Here is a 17,987-nt window from a genome sequence, read left to right as displayed (position 1 = left end):
GCTGCGCGGCGGCGCACCGGCCGCGGCGGAATCGTGTTCCGCCGGGCGCGGCGTGCCGCAAGTCTAAACCGAATGGATGTCAGCGTGCTTCGGCCAGCGCGCCGGCGTGGCCTGCCGCCGGTGCCGGCGCCGTCTGGCCGGGCTGGCCGGTGGCCGCGAACTCGATGATGCCGCCGCCCAGGCAGATCTCGCCGTCGTACAGCACGGCCGACTGGCCGGGCGTCACCGCCCATTGCGCGTCGTCGAATGCGAGCGAGAAGCGCTCGCCGTCGGCCCGCCCGAACGAGCATGCGGCGTCGGCCTGCCGGTAGCGCGTCTTCGCGCCGCACGAGAAGCCTTCGGCCGGCGGCTCGCCCGCGACCCAACTCACGTTGCCGGCGACGAGCTGGCGCGACAGCAGCCACGGATGGTCGTGGCCCTGCACGACGTACAGCGTGTTCGACGCGATGTCCTTCGCGGCGACGAACCACGGTTCGCCGCTGCCGTCCTTGCTGCCGCCGAGGCCGATGCCCTTGCGCTGGCCGAACGTGTAGAACGCGAGCCCGATGTGCTCGCCGATCACCTTGCCGTCCGGCGTCTTCATCGGGCCCGGTTTCGTCGGAAGATAGCGGTTCAGGAAGTCGCGGAACGGCCGTTCGCCGATGAAGCAGATGCCCGTCGAGTCCTTCTTCTTCGCGTTCGGCAGGCCGATCTGCGCGGCGATCTCGCGCACCTTCGTCTTCGGGATCTCGCCGAGCGGGAACATCGTCTTCGACAGTTGCGCCTGGTTCAGCCGATGCAGGAAGTACGACTGGTCTTTCGTATGATCGAACGCCTTCAGCAGTTCGAAGCGACCGTCGCGTTCGCGCACGCGCGCGTAGTGGCCGGTCGCGATCATTTCCGCGTCGAGCGACATCGCGTGATCGAGGAACGCCTTGAACTTGATCTCGGCGTTGCACAGCACGTCCGGGTTCGGCGTGCGGCCGGCCGAGTATTCGCGCAGGAATTCGGCGAACACGCGGTCCTTGTACTCGGCCGCGAAGTTCACCGCTTCCACGTCGATGCCGATCAGGTCGGCGACCGACACGACGTCGATCCAGTCCTGGCGCGTCGAGCAGTATTCGCCGTCGTCGTCGTCTTCCCAGTTCTTCATGAACAGGCCGACCACGTCGTACCCTTGTTCCTTCAGCAGCCATGCGGTCACCGACGAATCGACGCCGCCCGACATGCCCACTACTACACGGCGCTTGGTCATTTGCTTACCGCCTGGCGGTCGAATGCGTCCGGGCGCGGCGCGACCGAATGCGTATGCACGAAATCGAGCGGAATGCGCCGCCCGGCGAGATAGTCGTCGACACAGCGCATCACCGCGGGCGAGCGGTGGCGCTCGCTGCACGCGCGCAGTTCGTCGGCGCTCATCCACAGCGTGCGGACGATGCCGTCGTCGAGCACGTGGCCCGGCAGCGGCTCGCCGGCCGTGCCGCAGAATGTGAAGCGCAGGTAGGTCGCGCCGGCGGTGCCGGGGCGGTCGTAGTGCGCGAGATAGACGCCGACGAGCGCGTCGGGGACGAACGGATGCGCGGTTTCCTCGAGCGTCTCGCGGATCACGGCGTCGGCGAGCGTCTCGCCGGCTTCGAGATGGCCGGCCGGCTGGTTGATGCGCAGGCCCGTGGAGGTTTCTTCCTCGATCACGAGAAAGCGACCGGCGCGCTCGACGAGCGCTGCAACGGTCACATGCGGGGTCCAGATTTCGGGTTTCATGGTTCGGCATTTTACCGGTTGCGCCCGGACGCTGCCGGCCCCTTCGTTAGACGAATCCGACCCTGGTCATCCGCACCGCGGCGCCGCGCGCCCGATTTGCCGTGGCGCGTATCGGTGGCGCGGCGCGGCCGCGATCGGCGAACGGCCCGGGCGGCAGAGCGGACCGGAGACGCTGAATCGCGCCCCCATTTTTCACGGCGCGACGATCGTCGCGACGCAGGCGGCGATCGTGTCCCGCACGCGCACGATCGCCGGGTCGCGCTGCGTGCTGGTGCGCCAGCCGATCTCCACCGGGTAGCGCGGCAGCTCGACCGGGCACGCGAGGGCGCGCAGCGACGTCGACTGCGCGATCGCGCGTGCCGCATGCGCGGGAATCGTCGCCACCGCGGCGGAACCGGCGAGCAGGTACGGCAGCGCCGCGAAGTGCGTGGTCGAGGCCACGACGCGCCGCTTGTGGCCGAGCGCGGCCAGCGCCTCGTCGACGATCCCGATCACGCCGCCCGACGACACGAGCAGGTGATCGCGCTGCAGGAACTCGGCGAGCGCGAGCGTGCGCGGCGCTCGCGCGCGGCCGGCCGGATCGATCAGGCACGCGTAGCCGCCCGTCGCGACCGCGCGCCGGCTGAGGCCGTTGGCCGAGAACCCGCCCGACGCGATCGCGAGATCGACGCCATGCCGCAGCAGCGCGTCGCCCGCGATGCCACTGTGCGTCTGCCGGAAGATCAGCCGGATGCCCGCGGCTTCCCGCGCGACCGCGTCGATCAGCGCGCGGCCGAGCGCGATCTCGAAGTCGTCCGACAAGCCGATCGAGATCGTGCGGCCGACCCGCTCGCCGCCGTCGGCCGCGATCGCGAGGCTTTCGCGGCAGCGGTCGAGCGCATCGGACAGGATCGGCTTGAGTTCGTCCGCGCGCGGCGTCGGCGCGAGCCCGCGGCCGGTGCGCACGAACAGCGGATCGGCGTAGATCACGCGCAGCCGCGCAAGCGCCGCGCTGACCGCCGACTGCGTGAGGCCGAGCCGCAGTGCCGCGCGGCTCGCGCCACCTTCCTCGTACAGCGCCTCGAACACCTTCAACAGGTTCAGGTCGAGTCCGGCGATATCATCGGCATTCATGTCAGTTATCGTTGTATCGATTTGATCGATGAAATGATATCGATAAAGATGGCGTCACCCCACTCACCCGGAGACGCCTTCATGTCCACCTCAGTCATCGCCGCGCTGCAGATCGGCGCATCGCCCGCCGGCACGCGCGCCACGCTCGACACGATCCTCGGCTACGAAACCGCGATCCGCGACAGCGGCGCGTCGCTCGTCGTGCTGCCCGAGGCCGTGCTCGGCGGCTATCCGAAAGGCGAGAGCTTCGGCACGCGGCTCGGCTACCGGTTGCCCGAGGGCCGGGACGCGTATGCGCGCTACGCCGCGCAGGCGATCGACGTGCCCGGGCCCGAAACCGACGAACTGGCCGCACTGTCGCAGCGCACGGGGGCGAGCCTCGTGGTCGGCGTGATCGAGCGCGGCGGCAGCACGCTGTACTGCACGGCGCTGTTCTTCGACCCGCGCGACGGGCTCGTCGCGAAGCACCGCAAGCTGATGCCGACCGGCACCGAGCGGCTGATCTGGGGGCAGGGCGACGGCTCGACGCTCCCGGTGGTCGACACGGCCGCGGGCCGCGCGGGGGCCGCGATCTGCTGGGAGAACCACATGCCGCTGCTGCGCTGCGCGATGTATGCGAAAGGCGTGCAGATCTGGTGTGCGCCGACCGTCGACGAGCGCGACCTGTGGCAAAGCTCGATGCGGCACATCGCGCACGAGGGGCGCTGCTTCGTCGTGAGCGCCTGCCAGGTGCAGCCGTCGCCGCGCGCGCTCGGCATCGACGTGCCGGGCTGGGATCCCGAGCGGCCGCTGATCCGCGGCGGCAGCGTGATCGTCGGGCCGCTCGGCGACCTGCTGACGGAGCCGCTGATCGGCGAGGCCGGGCTCGTGACCGCGCGCATCGATACCGACGAGCTCGTGCGTGCGCGTTACGACTTCGACGTGGTCGGGCACTATGCGCGCGCCGACGTGTTTTCGCTGCACGTCGACGAGCGGTCGAAGCGGCCGGTGGTGTTCGAGGGCTGACAGGCGTTGCCGGGGCGCCGACGTCCCGGCGCTCGAAGGGCGGCGGGGCCGGCGGGGCGGCTCCGGCCTGCTGCTGCCGCGCGCGTCAGCGCATCGGCGCTTCCGCGATCCGCATGTAGTCGGCGATCCGCCTGCCTTCCATGTCCGGAAACTGCTCGTGCACGGTGATGTCGCCCATCCGCGCGATGTCGAAGGTGCGGAAGTCGCCGCGCAGTTCGCACCACGCGCCGATCGTCCAGCGTCCGCCCCAGTAGACGAGCCCGAGCGGCCACACGCGGCGCTGCGTGTGCGCGCCGAGCCGGTCGCGGTAGTCGAAGCTGACGATGTGGTGCGTGTCGACCGCCTGGTGGATCGCGTCGACCTTCGCGCAGAACGTCTCGTCGATGTGGAACGACGGCGCGAACACCGGCAGGCGGTCGAGCGCCGTGCGCTTGTCGGCCGGCATCGCCGACGCGATCTTCGCGAGCGCCGAGCGTGCGCCACCCGCGAAGCGGGCGCCGCCCCAGGTCTCGAGCATCCGCGCGCCGACCGCGAGCGCCGCGAGTTCCTCGGCCGTGAACGTGAGCGGCGGCAGGCTCGCGTTGCGGTTCAGCCGGTAGCCGATGCCGGCTTCGCCTTCGATCGGTACCCCTGACAGTTGCAGGTCGCGCACGTCGCGATAGACCGTGCGCGGCGACACCGACAGCCAGTCGGCGAGCTGCTGCGCGGTCGTGAGACGCCGCCCGCGCAGCAGCTCGGCGATCTGGAACAGGCGGTCGGCACGGCGCGTCATGGCTGCACCTCGACTCCAACGGCAACGGGAACTTCGCGATGATAGCGCCGCGCCGACAGGATCGTGGACGCGCTCAGTGGCATTTCGGGGCGTGCAGGCCGACGCGGTTGCCTTCGGTATCGATCAGGTAGCCGATGTAGCCGTAGTTGTTCGGCAGCTCGATGACCGAGCCCTGCACGACGCCGCCCGCGCGTTTCGCGCGTTCGAGCGCCGCGACGACCGACTCTCCGGCGTTCAGATACACGAGCACGCCGTTCGCGCTCGGCTTCATCTGCTGCGGATCGAACACGATGCTGCCGCCCGTGCTCGACGCTTCATGATCGAATATGGCCATCGGCACGCCGCCGATGACTTCGCGCTGCAGCGTCGTTTGCAGCACGGTTTCGTAGAAACGGATCGCCCGGTCGAAATCGAGGGACGGGATGTCGAACCACGCGATCGCACGTTCGAGGGTTGCGGTTGCAGTTGCGGACGTCATGACGAGTTCCTTGTCTTGTTCGGGTTGTTGATGGAAACCAGCCTTGCATTGCGCCGGGATTGCAGTGTGAGCGGGGGCTGCTGACAGCGTGCTGTCAGTAGTCATGGCGGGGCTGACGAAAGGTCGCTTCGCCGGCGTCCCGGCCGGGCGGCACCGTATGGGACGGGCGGATCGAAGCGCGGTGGGCGCGGCGGCCGCGGCCCCGCATGCCTCGGCGCCCCGCAACGAAAAACGCCCGGCGGATGCCGGGCGTCGTCAGGGTGTCAGCAGGCGGCCGCAGCGGCCGCTTCGCGTGTCAGGCGTCGCCTTCCGGCGCGGCCGGGCGTGCCTTCACGCTGCCGGCGATCAGGTCGAAGCGGAACAGCCGGCATTCGAGCGCGCCATTGAACAGCGGCGTCTTCGCCGATTCGCGCAGCCGCAGCATGCCCGGCAGCGACCGGTCCGACGTCAGCAGGAACGCCTGCCAGCCCGTGAAGCGCTGCTTGAGCGCATCGCCGAGCGCGTTGAAGAACTCGCTGTCCGGCGCGTCGGTGTGGGTGCGGCGGAACGCATCGTCGTTGTCGCGGTTGCGGCCCGTCTCGCGTACCTCGCCGCGCGCACTGCGGCCGCGCACCTCGATCCGCTCGCCGTACGGCGGGTTCGCGAGGATGATGCCCGGGCCGTCGCACGGCGGCGTCATGCCGCGCGCGTCGACCTGCTTGAGCCACACCGACGGTACGCCCGCGCGCTCGAGGTTCGCGCGCGCCTTCTCGAGCATGTCGCCGGAGATGTCGCTGCCGTACACGCCGAGCGCATCGCGCTTGCCGCGCGCCGCGCGCTTTGCGTCGAGCGCCGGGACCTTCAGGCCCTGCCATGCGGTGATGTCGTACTGCTTGAGCTTTTCGAAGCCGAAGCGGCGCTCGACGCCCGGCGCGACGCCGAGCGCGATCTGCGCGGCTTCCGCCAGGAACGTGCCGCTGCCGCACATCGGGTCGTACAGCGCGGTGCCGGGCGTCCAGCCCGTCAGGCGCAGGATGCCGGCCGCGAGGTTCTCGCGCAGCGGCGCCGCGCCCTTGTCGAGGCGCCAGCCGCGCTTGAACAGCGGCTCGCCCGACGTATCGAGGTACAGCGTGCACTCGGTGGCCGTCAGGAACGCGAACACGCGCACGTCCGGCGCGCCGGTGTCGATGCTCGGCCGCGCGCCGGTCTTCTCGCGCATCCGGTCGCAGATCGCGTCCTTCACGCGCAGCGTCGCGAATTCGAGGCTCTTCAGCGGCGACTTGATCGCGGTGATGTCGACGCGCAGCGTCTGCGTCGCTGCGAACCAGCGTTCCCACGGCTGCTCGAGCGCGAGTGCGTAGACGTCCTGTTCGTTGCGGTACGGGCGGTGCGCGATCTTCAGCAGGATCCGGCTCGCAATTCGCGAATGGAGGTTCGCGGCCATGCCGGCGGCCCAGCCGCCGCGGAAATGAACGCCGCCCGGCACCTGCGCGCCCGCGGTGAACGGCGCGCCGTCCAGATGGCGGCCGGCGATTTCGGCCAGCTCGGCGGCAAGCACCGCTTCGAGGCCGCGCGGGCAGGGAGCGAAGAATTCGTACAGGGTGGGCGAGGACATAAGGCGGGTGAGGGCGTGCAAAAGTCCACCATTGTACGCGGCGCGGGCGGCCGCGGCCGGTGTTGCGTCCGATTCGGGGCACCGGCGCGCGTGCGCCAGCCGCGCCCGCGGGCCGGGCAGTCCGCGCGGCGGCGCCCTGGCGGCCGCCGCGCTACCGTCGCGCGGTCAGTGCGAGTCCGGCTGGCCGGCCCGCGCGGCCGGCGCGCCGGCAGGCCAGAACAGCGCGGACGGCTTCGACAGCACCGTGCGGACGATCGCGCCGACCAGCGCGCGCACCTTGGCGCGGCGCAGGCTGCGCGAGCGCACGGCCATCGTGAACGCGAGCGCGAAGCTCACGAGCACGTTGAGGATCGCCATGCTCAGCACGCCGGCGCAGGCCCACCACAGCTCCGGCGTACTCAGCGCGTCCTTGCCGAGCACGCCGAGCGCGATCCCGATCGAGCCGGCCGACAGCGTCACGTGCCGCACCTCGAACGGGAACAGGAACACGGTGACGATCGCCGGGACCAGGCCGAGCATCAGGCCGAGGCCGACGTTCGCGACCACGCCCGCGACGTTCGAGCGGCAGAAATGCGCGAGCTTCGCGGCGCCCGATGCGCCGAGCGTGAGTCGCAGCCGGCGGTTGTACGTGAGCGCGTCGCCGACCCGGTGCAGCACGAACCAGTTGTCGGCCCAGCCCGCGAGCAGGCTCGACGACCACAGCAGCACGCCCGTGAGCGCGGCATAGAACGGCGTCGGGCCCAGCAGCGAGAACGAATGCAGCGTGGCGTGCGCTTTTTCCGGTGAGATCAGGTTCCCGTGCAGCAGGTGGCTCGCGAACAGCTGCACGAGCAGGCACACGGGCAGCACGACGAGCACGTTGCCGGAGATCGCCGCCGCCTGCGTGCGGATCAGCGCGATCACCGACGCGACGAACGCCTTCACGCCTTCGTCGTGACCGGTTTCGTCGAGCTCGCGCGCGAGCGTCGGCGCGGTCATCGCGGGCTGCTTGGTCGCGAGCGTGAAGTGCAGGAAGTGCATCAGCATGAAGCTCGCCGCGTAGTTGATGCCCGCGAGCAGCCCTTCGAGCATCGACTGCAGGTGCGCGCCGGTGATCGCGAACTTCACGCATACGGTCGCGACGGTGACGAGGCCGCCGCCCGCGGCCATCCGCAGCATCTTCAGGTATTCGGCGCGGCCGCGCGAGATGTAGTGCTCGCCGGTGTCCGCGTTGGTCTCGACCAGCTTGCGCGCGAACAGCGAGAAGTTGCTGCGCACGAGGTGCGACACGCTCTGGCTGTTCTGGTTCGCGTCGACGAGCTCGGCCGTCAGGCGCGCCATGCCGCGCAGGTCGTCGCGCGCCATCCAGGCGTTGAGCAGCGTTTCGGCGCGCAGTATGCGCATGCGCATCCGTTCGACCTGGAACACGATGTCGACCGACACGCCGTTGCGGTACAGGTGCGTGAACACGTCGTCGACCGCGGTCCGGCATTCGTCGAGCAGCACGCGCAGGTAGTTCACTTCGTGCAGCAGCTTGCTCGGATCGCCGCCGTCCTCGACGGCCGCGTGCGCCGTCTCGACCGCGAGCATCGCGCGCGTGAGGCGGTAGAACGGCTGCGTTTCGAGCGGCTTGCGCGCGTCGTCGTCGGACAGGCGGCTGCGCACCGTCTGCGACAGGCCGGTCGAGCTGATCTGGCAGGTCAGGTTGTGCAGCGCGGCCAGCAGGTCGCGCGAGAACGAGCCGGGCTCGTGGCGTTCTTCGTCGGTGACGTCGTACGCATTCAGGTCGGCGAGGCGGGCGAGCAGGTCGTCGGGCAGCGCGTCGATCCATTGCGCGTCTTCCGGCGCCGGGAACATCAGCGTGAACAGTGCGGTCAGCTCGCGGCGGTTCGGCGCGGGCGGGATCAGCGACGAGTCGATCCGCTCGAACAGCGCGCCGAAGAAGCCGGAATGCACCGGCATCCCCGCGTCGCACAGCAGCGAGATGCCGTCGCATTCGCGCAGGATCCCGCGCAGGATGCGCGCCGCGTGCGATTTCCACACGGGATTGCGGTCGAGCACGTGGAACAGGTAGCGCAGCCGCGCGTGTGCCGGATACGTGCGCGTGCCGGCGTCGTGCGCGGCCGTCGCGTCCGGCGCGGGCTGCACCGTGCCGCTGCGGCGCAGCCAGTGCGCGAGCTCGATCAGCCATTCGCTGCGCTCGGCGTACGACGCGTCCGCGTCGGCGTGCGCGAGCAGCGCGTCGAGCTGGTGGCCCGTACTGCGCGACGCGCGCCACTTCTTGATCAGGGTCGTCAGGGAACGAAACATAAACGGAATAGCGAAAGCCCTGGACGGGCGGGTTCGGGGTGCCGGTCGGGAACACGGCACGGCGCCGGGGGAACGGTAAGGCTGGTCAGGTGGCCGGAAAATACGCGGCGACCCGCGATGCGGCTGTCCCGATGCGGTGCACGCGGATCGCGTGCGGGCGCTAGGGAGACGCGGCGATCGGACCGGACACGGACGGATCGCCGCCGGCTGGCGCGCACGACAGGCGGCGCGAGCCGGAAAGTGCGTAGGATCGTCAATCGGGCGCGAAAACGCAAGCGGACCGTGTTGCGTGGCGCCGGTTCCGGCGGATTTTGACAAACAGTGCAAAGCGGCCGTCCGGCCGATGGATGGCGCGCGGTGTCGGCTGCATCGGCGATGGCGGCGATGGCTGCGGGTCCGCGTGCGCGGCGGCGCGCACGCGGATCGCCGCCGATGATCGCTATCGGGCGGCGCGTGCCGAATGCGGTGGCAGGTGCGAATACACCGGACGCCGGCCCGCGCGCCGCACGCTTACGCGCCGGACTTGCCGCTCGCGCCCGCGTCGTCGCCGGGCGTCGGATTGGCCGGGCAGGGCAGCACGGGCGCGGTGGCCGTTGCCTTGCCGGACGTGGTCCGCGTCGCCGTCGCATTGCGCTGCGCGGCCATCGCGCGCACGCCGGACGCCGCCTGCGACGCAATCACGTCGAGCGCGCGCCGGTGGCCGGCGACGAGCGCGTCGTAGCCATCCCCGACCGGTTCCGCGACGCTCGTGCGGCACGTCATCACCGCCTGCGTGCCGAGCGCGCGCACGCTCCACACCGCATCGATCGCCGCACGCTTGCCGGGCCACGAATCGAAGCGCTGCAGGTTCACGCTGATCCGATAGACGGGCACGCCGACCGGGTACGCGGAATTCGCGACGTCGATCGTATCGAGCTGCGCGGCGAGATCGTCGGACAGCGCGCGGCGAATCTCGTCGGCGGGCGGCGCGGCCCAGCGCTCCTGTTCGAGCACGTCGACCTGCGCGGCGTTCTTCTGCACGACGAGCTGGTTCTTCGCGACCTGTTCGGGCACGCCGACGGACGGCACCTCGATCAGGAATGGCGGGTTGGCCGGCGCGGTGCGCATGGTTGCCGTGGCGCCGGCCGGGCTGAGCGTGTAGAACCGCGCGGGCGGCGAGCTGCACGCGGCGAGCGCGAGCACGGCGAAAGCCGCCGCCGCGCCGCTCGCGAAACCGTTCACGCGTGTCGTCATTGTTGATCTCCTGGCTTGCCCTTGAGCAGCGATTCGGGGTGGCGCTCCAGATAGTCGGCGAGCGCGTTCAGGGATTGCAGCGTGCGCGTGAGCTCCTTCAGCGCGCCGCGCACGTCGGACTGCAGCGGCGAATCCTGCTGCAGCGTCGCCTCGGCGGTGGAGAAGGTCTGCTGCGCGGCCGACAGCGTGTCGCGCGCTTGCGGCGCGATCTGCGTGTCGAGCTGCTTGAACAGCTTGTCGGCGTTCGACAGCGCGCTGTTCAGGTTCGCGCCGATCTGGTCGAACGGCACCTTGTCGAGCTTCTTCGCGATGTCGGCGACCTGCAGCTGCAGCTCGTCGAGCGTGTTCGGCACCGTCGGCAGCTCGAGCGGCTGGCGGGTGGTGTCGATCTTCGCGGGCGGCGCCTTCGGGAAGAAGTCGAGCGCGACGTACAGCTGGCTCGTCAGCAGGTTGCCGGTGCGCAGCTGGCCGCGCAGCCCGTGCTTGACGAGGCGCTCGACGATGTCGCGGCGGGCCGGTTCGCCCTGGCTCTCGATCGTTTCGCGGAACCGCCGGCCGAGCCGCTCCGGATACACGTTCATCGTGACCGGCATCAGGAAGTTCTTGGTCTTCGGATCGTAGTCGATGCCGATGTTCGTCACTTCGCCGAGCACGATGCCGCGGAAGTCGACCGGCGCGCCCACGCCGAGCCCGCGCAGCGACTGGTTGAAGTTCATCACGACCTGCAGCGGCTGGCCGTCCGGATCGCGCATCGCGTCGGCCTCGTCGGAGCCCAAGCGGAAGGTCGTGTTGTTCGGCGCGCTCGCACCGGTGCCCTGGTTCGGCGGCGTCTGGAACGCAATGCCGCCGAGGATCACCGTCGCGAGCGACTGCGTGTTCAGCTTCAGGCCGCTCGAATCGAGCCGCAAGTCGACGCCGCTCGCCTGCCACCAGCGCGAGTTCACGCCGACGTACTGGTCGTACGGTGCATTGACGAACACGTTGAAGGTGACGCCCGTGCCGTCCTTGTCGAGGGAGAAGCCGACCACTTGCCCGACCTGCACGCGGCGGTAGTAGACGGGCGAGCCGATGTCGACGGAGCCGAGCGAATCGCCGCGCAGCACGTACTGCGTGCCCTTCTGGTCGCCGGTCACGGCCGGCGGGGATTCGAGCCCGGTGAAGTCGGTCTGCGTGTCCTGCCCGTGGCCGCCGTCGACGCCGATATACGCGCCCGACAGCAGCGTGCCGAGCCCCGACACGCCGGTCGCGCCGACGCGCGGACGCACGATCCAGAAGCGCGAGCCCTTGACCGCGAAGTCCTCGGCTTCCTTCTTCAATTGCACCTGGACGAGCACGCGCGACAGGTCTTTCGACAGCTTGATCGTCTTGACCATGCCGATCTCGACGTCCTTGTACTTGACCTGCGTCTTGCCCGGCTCGAGGCCTTCCGCGCTGTGGAAGCTGATCGAGATTTCCGGGCCGCGCTCGCGCACGGACTTGATCACGAGGCCGATGCCGATCAGCGCGGCGATCAGCGGCACGAGCCAGACGAGCGACGGCAGCCAGCCGCTTTTCGTCGAGATCGACGGGTCGGGCGGCCGGGACGCGTCGTGCTGCGGGCCTTGCGGACTATTCATGGTGTTTCCCTGAGGTTTCGACTGGATCCCAGATCAGGCGGGGATCGAACTGCATCGACGCGAGCATCGTCAGGATCACGACCGAGCCGAACGCGAGTGCGCCGGGGCCGGCCGTGATGACGGCGAGCGAACGGAAATGGACGAGCGCGACAGTGAGCGTCACGACGAAGATGTCGAGCATCGACCAGCGGCCGATGCGCTCGACGATCCGGTACAGCCGCGTGCGCTGAAGCGGCCGCCACGTGGTGCGGCGCTGCGAACTGATCACGAGGATCAGCAGCACGCCGAGCTTGAGCATCGGCACGAGGATACTGGCGACGAACACGACGAGGGCGAGCGGCCAGTCGCCCGACGTCCAGAAATAGATGACGCCGCTCATGATCGTGTCTTCCTGCGAGCCGACGATCGACGAGGTGCGCATGATCGGCAGCAGGTTCGCCGGGATATAGAGGATCGCGGCGGCGAGCAGCAGCGCCCAGGTGCGCATGATGCTGTTCGGCGTACGGAAATGGAGCGTGCTGCCGCAGCGCGCGCAACGCGCATGCGGATGATCGATCGTCTGCACCAGCCCGCATGCGTGGCAGCTGGCGTAGCCCTCGCGGGCCGCGGTCGGCGTCGTCATCGGCGGGGGCCTTGCGGCAGCGGTGCGGCGCCGTCGGGCCGACCGGGCGGACGGCCGGCGCGCAGGTCGTCGGCGATGTCCCACAGCGTGCGCGGATCGAACATCAACACGACGGCAGTCATCAGCGTGAGCGCGCCGAACGCGAACAGCGCGGCGTCGGGCACGACGCGCGCGAGGCTCACCATCTTCACGATCGTCACGACGATGCCGAGCATGAACACCTCGATCATTCCCCACGGCCGCACGAGCTGGATCGTGCGCAGCACCAGGTTGAGGCCCGGCGGCACGACGCCGCGGCGGATCGGCAGCAGCACGTAAAGCAGCGCGGCCATCTCGACGAGCGGGAACAGCACGGTCGAGCAGAACACCATGACACCCACGACTTCCATGCCCTGGTGCCACAGCGAATCGATCGCGCCGATCAACGTCGTCTGCACTCGGGTGCCGTTCAGGTCCATTTCCAGGATCGGGAAGGTCTGCGCGATGACGAACGTCACCAGCGCCGCGACCGCGAGCGCGCTGATGCGCTCGATCTGCTTGGTGCTGTTGCGGTAGAGCAGCGCGTCGCAGCGCGGGCAGCGCGCGATTTCGCGACCGCTCAGGCGCGGTTTATGCAACAGTGCGTCGCATTCGTGGCAGGCAATCAGGTCGTATCGTTGCATGGAGGAGGCGGTTGCGTGACGGCAGAGACGTGCGCCGACGGGGCCGGAACCCGCGCCAATCTTACCAAAACGGCCTTTTCGGCGCGTCAACGTTCCGCTTTCTGGTGACCGATCGGTAACATGGCGTAGACATGGCGGCCGGCTGGCGCGCCTGTCCTCAGAGTCCGCGCAGGACAAAAGGTTGCGGTAGCATGGCGCCCGTGGCAAGCGTCGGACGGATTTACCGGCGCGGCCGTTCGCTCAACTGAGGAAACCAAGATGGCATCGAAATCGCTGCCGGCCCGGCCGGTACGTTACACGCAGACCGCGATCGCGCTGCACTGGTTGATCGCGCTGCTGATCATCTGCGGCTTCGCGCTCGGCTGGGTGATGACGGACATCCCCGGTTTCACGCCGACCAAGCTGAAGTACTTCTCGTGGCACAAGTGGATCGGCGTGACGGCGTTCGCGCTGGCCGTCGTGCGCGTGCTGTGGCGTGCGACCCACGCGTCGCCGGCATTGCCGGGCAATACGCCGGCATGGCAGCGGGCGGCGTCGCACGGCGTGCACATCCTGCTGTACGTGCTGATGCTGGTGATCCCGGTAACCGGCTACCTGTACAGCTCGGCGTCGAACATCCCGGTCGTCTACCTCGGCATCGTGCCGTTGCCGCGCCTGATCGATCCCGATCCGGTGCTGAAGGAAACGTTCAAGACGCTTCACGTGTCTTTGAATTACATTTTGCTTGCGCTCGTTTCGCTGCACGTGCTCGCGGCGCTCAAGCACCAGCTGTTGGACCGCGACGGCCTGCTGTCGCGGATGCTTCCCTTTGCCAAATGAAGGATCCCATGAAAGTGTCTTTCTCCCGCTCCATGCTGACCGCGTTCGCCGCGGTGGCACTTGTCGCGTCGGCCGCGGCGCACGCCGACGTCGATCTCGCGAAGAGCAAGGTGTCCGCCGTGTCCAAGCAGATGAACGTGCCGACCGAAGGCGCATTCAAGAAGTTTTCCGCGCAGGTGAAGTTCGACCCGGCGAAGGCCGCGCAGGGCAGCGCGCAGATGTCGATCGACATCGCGAGCTTCGACCTGGGCGACAAGATGTACAACGACCAGGTCGCGGGCAAGGACTGGTTCGACGCGAAGACGTATCCGCAGGCGACCTTCGCGTCGTCGGCGATCGCGCCGGCGGGCGGCAACAAGTACAACGTGACCGGCAAGCTGACGATCAAGGGCAAGTCCGAGACCGTCACGGTGCCCGTCACGGTCACGCAGAGCGGCGCGACGCAGACCTTCGACGGCGTGCTGCCGATCAAGCGTTCGGCGTTCAACGTCGGCACCGGCGAGTGGAAGGACACGTCGATCGTCGCCGACGAAGTGCAGATCAAGTTCCATCTCGTCGCCACGAAGTAAGCGGCGCGCTGTTGCATTACCCGAATGCCGCGCGAGGGCGCGGCGCTGTTCAAAGGAGAATGAGTTTGAAAAAGCATCTGATCATCGCCGCCGGCGCGCTGGCCGCTTCGCTGTCGTTCTCGGCATTCGCCGACACCGCGACGTACCAGTTCGACCCGAGCCACACGTACCCGAGCTTCGAGGCCGACCACTTCGGCGGCCTGTCGGTCTGGCGCGGCAAGTTCGACAAGTCGAGCGGCACCGTGACGCTCGACCGCGCGGCGAAGACGGGTACGGTCGACGTGACGACCGACATCGCGTCGATCCACACGGGCAGCACGAAGCTCGACGAGCACCTGCAGACGGGCGAATTCTTCGACGCTTCCAAGTTCCCGCAGGCGAACTACAAGGGCACGATCAAGTTCGACGGCGACAAGCCCGTGTCGGTGGTCGGCAACCTGACGCTGCATGGCGTCACGAAGCCGGTCACGCTGAAGATCGACTCGTTCAAGTGCATGCCGCACCCGATGCTCAAGCGTGAAGTGTGCGGTGTCGACGCGGTCGGCGAATTCAGCCGCGACGATTTCGGCCTCGACTACGGCAAGCAATACGGCTTCAAGATGAAGACGAAGCTGCTGATCACGGCCGAAGCCGTCAAGCAGCAGTAACGCGCCCGGCCGCACTGGCCGCCGCGTGCCCGCCGCCGCGCCCCCGCTTCCGGGGTCGCGGCGGTTTTTTTTGCGCGCCTATAATCGTCGGCACAGCTCGCGGCGCGAGAACGGACGCGTCCGACAGAACGTACAACGACAAGGAGATCGCCGATGCACGCCGTCACGCAGTCCCGCTCCATTGCCTCGTCGCCGCGCGTGTGGCGCGCGGTGGTCGCCGCGTCGATCGGCAACGCGCTCGAGTGGTTCGACCTCGTCGTCTACGGCTTCTTCGCGGTGACGATCTCGAAGCTGTTCTTTCCGGCCGGCAACGACACCGTGTCGCTGCTGCTCACGCTCGGCACGTTCGGCGTGTCGTTCTTCATGCGTCCGCTCGGCGCGATCGTGCTCGGCGCGTACGCCGACCGCGCGGGCCGCAAGGCCGCACTCACGCTGTCGATCCTGCTGATGATGGCCGGCACGCTCGTCATCGCGGTGCTGCCGACCTACCGGACGATCGGCGTCGCGGCGCCGCTGATCCTCGTCGCCGCACGGCTGATGCAGGGTTTCTCGGCGGGCGGCGAATTCGGCAGCGCGACCGCGTTCCTGGCCGAGCACGTGCCGGGCCGGCGCGGCTTCTTCGCGAGCTGGCAGGTCGCGAGCCAGGGCCTCACGACCCTGCTTGCCGCCGGTTTCGGCACCGTGCTGAACGCGCAGCTCACGGCCGACCAGATGGCCGCGTGGGGCTGGCGCATTCCATTCTTCTTCGGGCTGCTGCTCGGGCCCGTCGCGTACTACATCCGCTCCAAGGTCGACGAGACGCCCGAATTCCTCGCGGCCGAAAGCACCGCGAGCCCGTTGCGCGACACGTTCGCGTCGCACAAGGCGCGGCTCGTCGCCGCGATGGGCGTGGTCGTGCTCGGCACCGTCGCGACCTATCTCGTGCTGTTCATGCCGACCTACGGCGTGAAGCAGCTCGGCCTCGCGCCGTCGGCCGCGTTCGCGGCGATCCTCGTCGTCGGCGTGATCCAGATGGCGTTCGCGCCGCTCGTCGGCCACTGGTCGGATCGCTACGGCCGCGTGCGCGTGATGATCGCGCCGGCGCTCGGCATTCTCGTGCTGATCTATCCGGCGTTCGCGTACCTGGTCGCGCATCCGGGCTTCGGCACGCTGATCGCGCTGCAGGTGCTGCTCGCGTTCCTGATGACCGGCTATTTCGCGGCGCTGCCGGGCCTGCTGTCGGAAGTGTTTCCGGTGCAGACGCGCACGACCGGGATGTCGCTCGCGTATAACGTCGCGGTGACGATCTTCGGCGGCTTCGGGCCGTTCATCATCGCGTGGCTGATCCGCGCGACCGGGATGAAGACCGCGCCGAGCTTCTACCTGATGTTCGCGGCCGTGCTGAGCCTCGTGGCGCTGTTCGTGCTACGGCGGCGGTTCGGGTTCCGGTGAAGTCGCGGTGCCGCGGGCGGAGCGTGGACCGCCGCGTGGGGGCGCGGCGATTCTCGTGGTGGCAAGCATGCTGTCATGTAGCTGCTCGCTCGCGGTTCGGGATATATCAGCGATTGCCTCCGGCTCTGGCTCTATATGAGCCTCGCCAAATTCAGTCACGTCTTATGGCGATTTCGTCCCTCGCTTTGTAGAGTCTCGTGGGTATTTCCCAAAATACCCCGGCGATTGGGCTGGAAAGGACTGATATGGTGCGCCTCGCACAACCGAACACAGGTTTCGAGAAATGGCAGGACGGCATCAATAGAGCCGTTGGCGATACCAAATGGAATGCCTGGGATTGTGAAATCCGAATGGCAGTGGATGAGTACAACCGTCATCTCTCGGGCACGTCCGGGTACCGGCCATTGGATTGGCTGCTTATCAAGGCGATGATATGGGTGGAGACCGGGGCAGAAAGCAAGAAGTGGAGATCGAATCCGATCCAGATAGGAAACCCGGGAGATCCCGGATTGAGGTCTTTGCTAGCGGGGAACGAGGGAGGGGATTTGATTATTCCTGTCGCATGGAAGGAGCGATTGACCATAGGTGCTGCAACGACCATTCCCGCATATAACATCCGTGCCGGAATCGGCTACCTGTTGATGCGTATGGCGAATTATGCGATCAAGAGCGTTCCGGATTCCGATGACACGGTCTATGAAGTGAACGTGCAGGCCGGGGACAGCATCGCCAAAATTGCCAGAACCAAAGGCAGCACTGTGGAAACCATTCAAAAACTCAACCCGACGGGACATATATTGAGGCCAGGCCAGGTATTGAAGTATCGGAAGGCATCGTTGAGGAAGGTCATCGTTGGCTGGAAGTTGATCACGACATCGAACATTGCAGCGTGCTATAACGTTGGTGATCCAATGTATGCTAGGAAGCTCGACCATGCTCTGGCATTGATCCGGAAAGGAGAACGGGCGATATGCGCGTACTGATGGCCTGGGTGTTGTCCATGTCTGTCGGAAGCATGTCGAGTGTGGCGCTCGCTTCTGATCAGGCTTTCACAGGCACATTCCAGGGAACAGGCCGGGCCTGTTCCGGCGCACTCCATGTACGTGCCAAGACAATCGAATGGGATTCGGCCTACAGTGTCTGCAAGGCGACGCACTACGAAATCCTGGAAAAAAAGCTTGACCGAGAACGAATTGTCTTTTTTTTGGAAAAACGCGGCAATCGATGTCGTTATTCCGTTGTCGAAGTTGAGCACGCAAGTGGCTACAGCTGGAATGTGACCGGCTACCAATCTTTGGAGGGATTTCAGAAAAGGGATTTGCCGGAATGGGACAATTCGCCATTACCAGAAAGGCAAGTATTGTCGTGCTTGATGACCAAGACGGATTGAGTTGGAG

At 67.7% G+C, this 17,987-nt stretch carries 18 protein-coding genes; 7 read left to right on the top strand and 11 right to left on the bottom strand.

The genetic code is table 11. The features are described 5' to 3' along the window. Positions 1-79: 79 nt before the first annotated feature. From mnmA to ACVK00_RS20050, 3 genes are all read right to left on the bottom strand, one after another. Positions 80-1,234: a tRNA 2-thiouridine(34) synthase MnmA gene (mnmA, locus tag ACVK00_RS20060; protein ID WP_175726779.1), complete on the bottom strand. Its 1,155-nt coding sequence runs from the start codon at positions 1,232-1,234 to the stop codon at positions 80-82. Next, positions 1,231-1,740, bottom strand: a complete 510-nt coding sequence (locus ACVK00_RS20055; RefSeq protein ID WP_175668759.1) for an NUDIX hydrolase — start codon at positions 1,738-1,740, stop codon at positions 1,231-1,233. Before ACVK00_RS20055 ends, mnmA begins: the two co-directional genes overlap by 4 nt. Before the next feature lie 192 nt (positions 1,741-1,932). Continuing rightward, on the bottom strand, positions 1,933-2,853 hold the full coding sequence (locus tag ACVK00_RS20050) for a LysR family transcriptional regulator (RefSeq protein ID WP_284894859.1): 921 nt from the start codon (positions 2,851-2,853) through the stop codon (positions 1,933-1,935). Positions 2,854-2,934: 81 nt separating this feature from the next. Between ACVK00_RS20050 and ACVK00_RS20045 the strand changes: the two genes are divergently transcribed. Beyond that, complete coding sequence (locus ACVK00_RS20045) at positions 2,935-3,858, top strand: carbon-nitrogen hydrolase family protein (RefSeq protein ID WP_228906884.1); 924 nt, start codon at positions 2,935-2,937, stop codon at positions 3,856-3,858. Positions 3,859-3,943: 85 nt separating this feature from the next. Here ACVK00_RS20045 and ACVK00_RS20040 read toward each other — a convergent pair whose 3' ends face one another. From ACVK00_RS20040 to ACVK00_RS20005, 8 genes are all read right to left on the bottom strand, one after another. Next, on the bottom strand, positions 3,944-4,630 hold the full coding sequence (locus ACVK00_RS20040) for a helix-turn-helix transcriptional regulator (protein ID WP_166724773.1): 687 nt from the start codon (positions 4,628-4,630) through the stop codon (positions 3,944-3,946). 73 nt (positions 4,631-4,703) lie between these two features. After that, on the bottom strand, positions 4,704-5,108 hold the full coding sequence (locus ACVK00_RS20035; protein WP_284894858.1) for a VOC family protein: 405 nt from the start codon (positions 5,106-5,108) through the stop codon (positions 4,704-4,706). Between the two features lie 295 nt (positions 5,109-5,403). Then, positions 5,404-6,702 carry a THUMP domain-containing class I SAM-dependent RNA methyltransferase gene (locus tag ACVK00_RS20030; protein WP_166724775.1) on the bottom strand — a complete coding sequence of 433 codons (1,299 nt, stop codon included), beginning with the start codon at positions 6,700-6,702 and terminating at the stop codon, positions 5,404-5,406. A gap of 165 nt (positions 6,703-6,867) precedes the next feature. Beyond that, the gene (locus ACVK00_RS20025; protein ID WP_284894857.1) at positions 6,868-8,991 is read right to left on the bottom strand and encodes a site-specific recombinase; all 2,124 of its coding nucleotides are present in this window, start codon (positions 8,989-8,991) and stop codon (positions 6,868-6,870) included. A 510-nt stretch (positions 8,992-9,501) separates the two neighbouring features. Then, positions 9,502-10,224, bottom strand: a complete 723-nt coding sequence (locus ACVK00_RS20020; protein WP_284894856.1) for a PqiC family protein — start codon at positions 10,222-10,224, stop codon at positions 9,502-9,504. Beyond that, a complete protein-coding gene (locus tag ACVK00_RS20015; RefSeq protein ID WP_228906888.1) occupies positions 10,221-11,840 on the bottom strand; it encodes a PqiB family protein in 1,620 nt (539 codons plus the stop codon). The genes ACVK00_RS20020 and ACVK00_RS20015 overlap by 4 nt, the downstream gene beginning before the upstream one ends. Beyond that, a complete protein-coding gene (locus ACVK00_RS20010) occupies positions 11,833-12,462 on the bottom strand; it encodes a paraquat-inducible protein A (RefSeq protein WP_166724016.1) in 630 nt (209 codons plus the stop codon). The genes ACVK00_RS20015 and ACVK00_RS20010 overlap by 8 nt, the downstream gene beginning before the upstream one ends. Further along, entirely contained in the window at positions 12,459-13,124 is a 666-nt protein-coding gene (locus ACVK00_RS20005; protein WP_284894855.1) for a paraquat-inducible protein A, read from the bottom strand. The genes ACVK00_RS20010 and ACVK00_RS20005 overlap by 4 nt, the downstream gene beginning before the upstream one ends. A gap of 258 nt (positions 13,125-13,382) precedes the next feature. On the opposite strand from ACVK00_RS20005, the gene ACVK00_RS20000 reads away from it, so the two are divergent. The 6 genes from ACVK00_RS20000 to ACVK00_RS19975 all read left to right on the top strand — a co-directional run bounded on the left by ACVK00_RS20000 (position 13,383) and on the right by ACVK00_RS19975 (position 17,980). Then, complete coding sequence (locus ACVK00_RS20000; protein ID WP_228906891.1) at positions 13,383-13,943, top strand: cytochrome b; 561 nt, start codon at positions 13,383-13,385, stop codon at positions 13,941-13,943. 8 nt (positions 13,944-13,951) lie between these two features. Next, positions 13,952-14,512 carry a YceI family protein gene (locus ACVK00_RS19995; protein WP_284894854.1) on the top strand — a complete coding sequence of 187 codons (561 nt, stop codon included), beginning with the start codon at positions 13,952-13,954 and terminating at the stop codon, positions 14,510-14,512. 65 nt (positions 14,513-14,577) lie between these two features. Continuing rightward, entirely contained in the window at positions 14,578-15,159 is a 582-nt protein-coding gene (locus ACVK00_RS19990; protein ID WP_006755693.1) for a YceI family protein, read from the top strand. A 153-nt stretch (positions 15,160-15,312) separates the two neighbouring features. Further along, complete coding sequence (locus ACVK00_RS19985; RefSeq protein WP_228906893.1) at positions 15,313-16,590, top strand: MFS transporter; 1,278 nt, start codon at positions 15,313-15,315, stop codon at positions 16,588-16,590. Positions 16,591-16,787: 197 nt separating this feature from the next. Further along, positions 16,788-17,573 (top strand): LysM peptidoglycan-binding domain-containing protein, encoded by a 786-nt coding sequence (locus ACVK00_RS19980; RefSeq protein ID WP_350227441.1) that lies wholly within the window; start codon positions 16,788-16,790, stop codon positions 17,571-17,573. After that, positions 17,561-17,980, top strand: coding sequence for a hypothetical protein (locus ACVK00_RS19975; RefSeq protein ID WP_284894853.1), 420 nt, complete (start codon positions 17,561-17,563; stop codon positions 17,978-17,980). Before ACVK00_RS19980 ends, ACVK00_RS19975 begins: the two co-directional genes overlap by 13 nt. The last annotated feature ends 7 nt before the right edge of the window (positions 17,981-17,987 follow it).

The organism is Burkholderia sp. PvR073 (assembly GCF_054055695.1).
The sequence above is the reverse complement of the archived record's forward strand: the minus strand, read 5'-3'. Positions and strand labels throughout refer to the sequence as shown.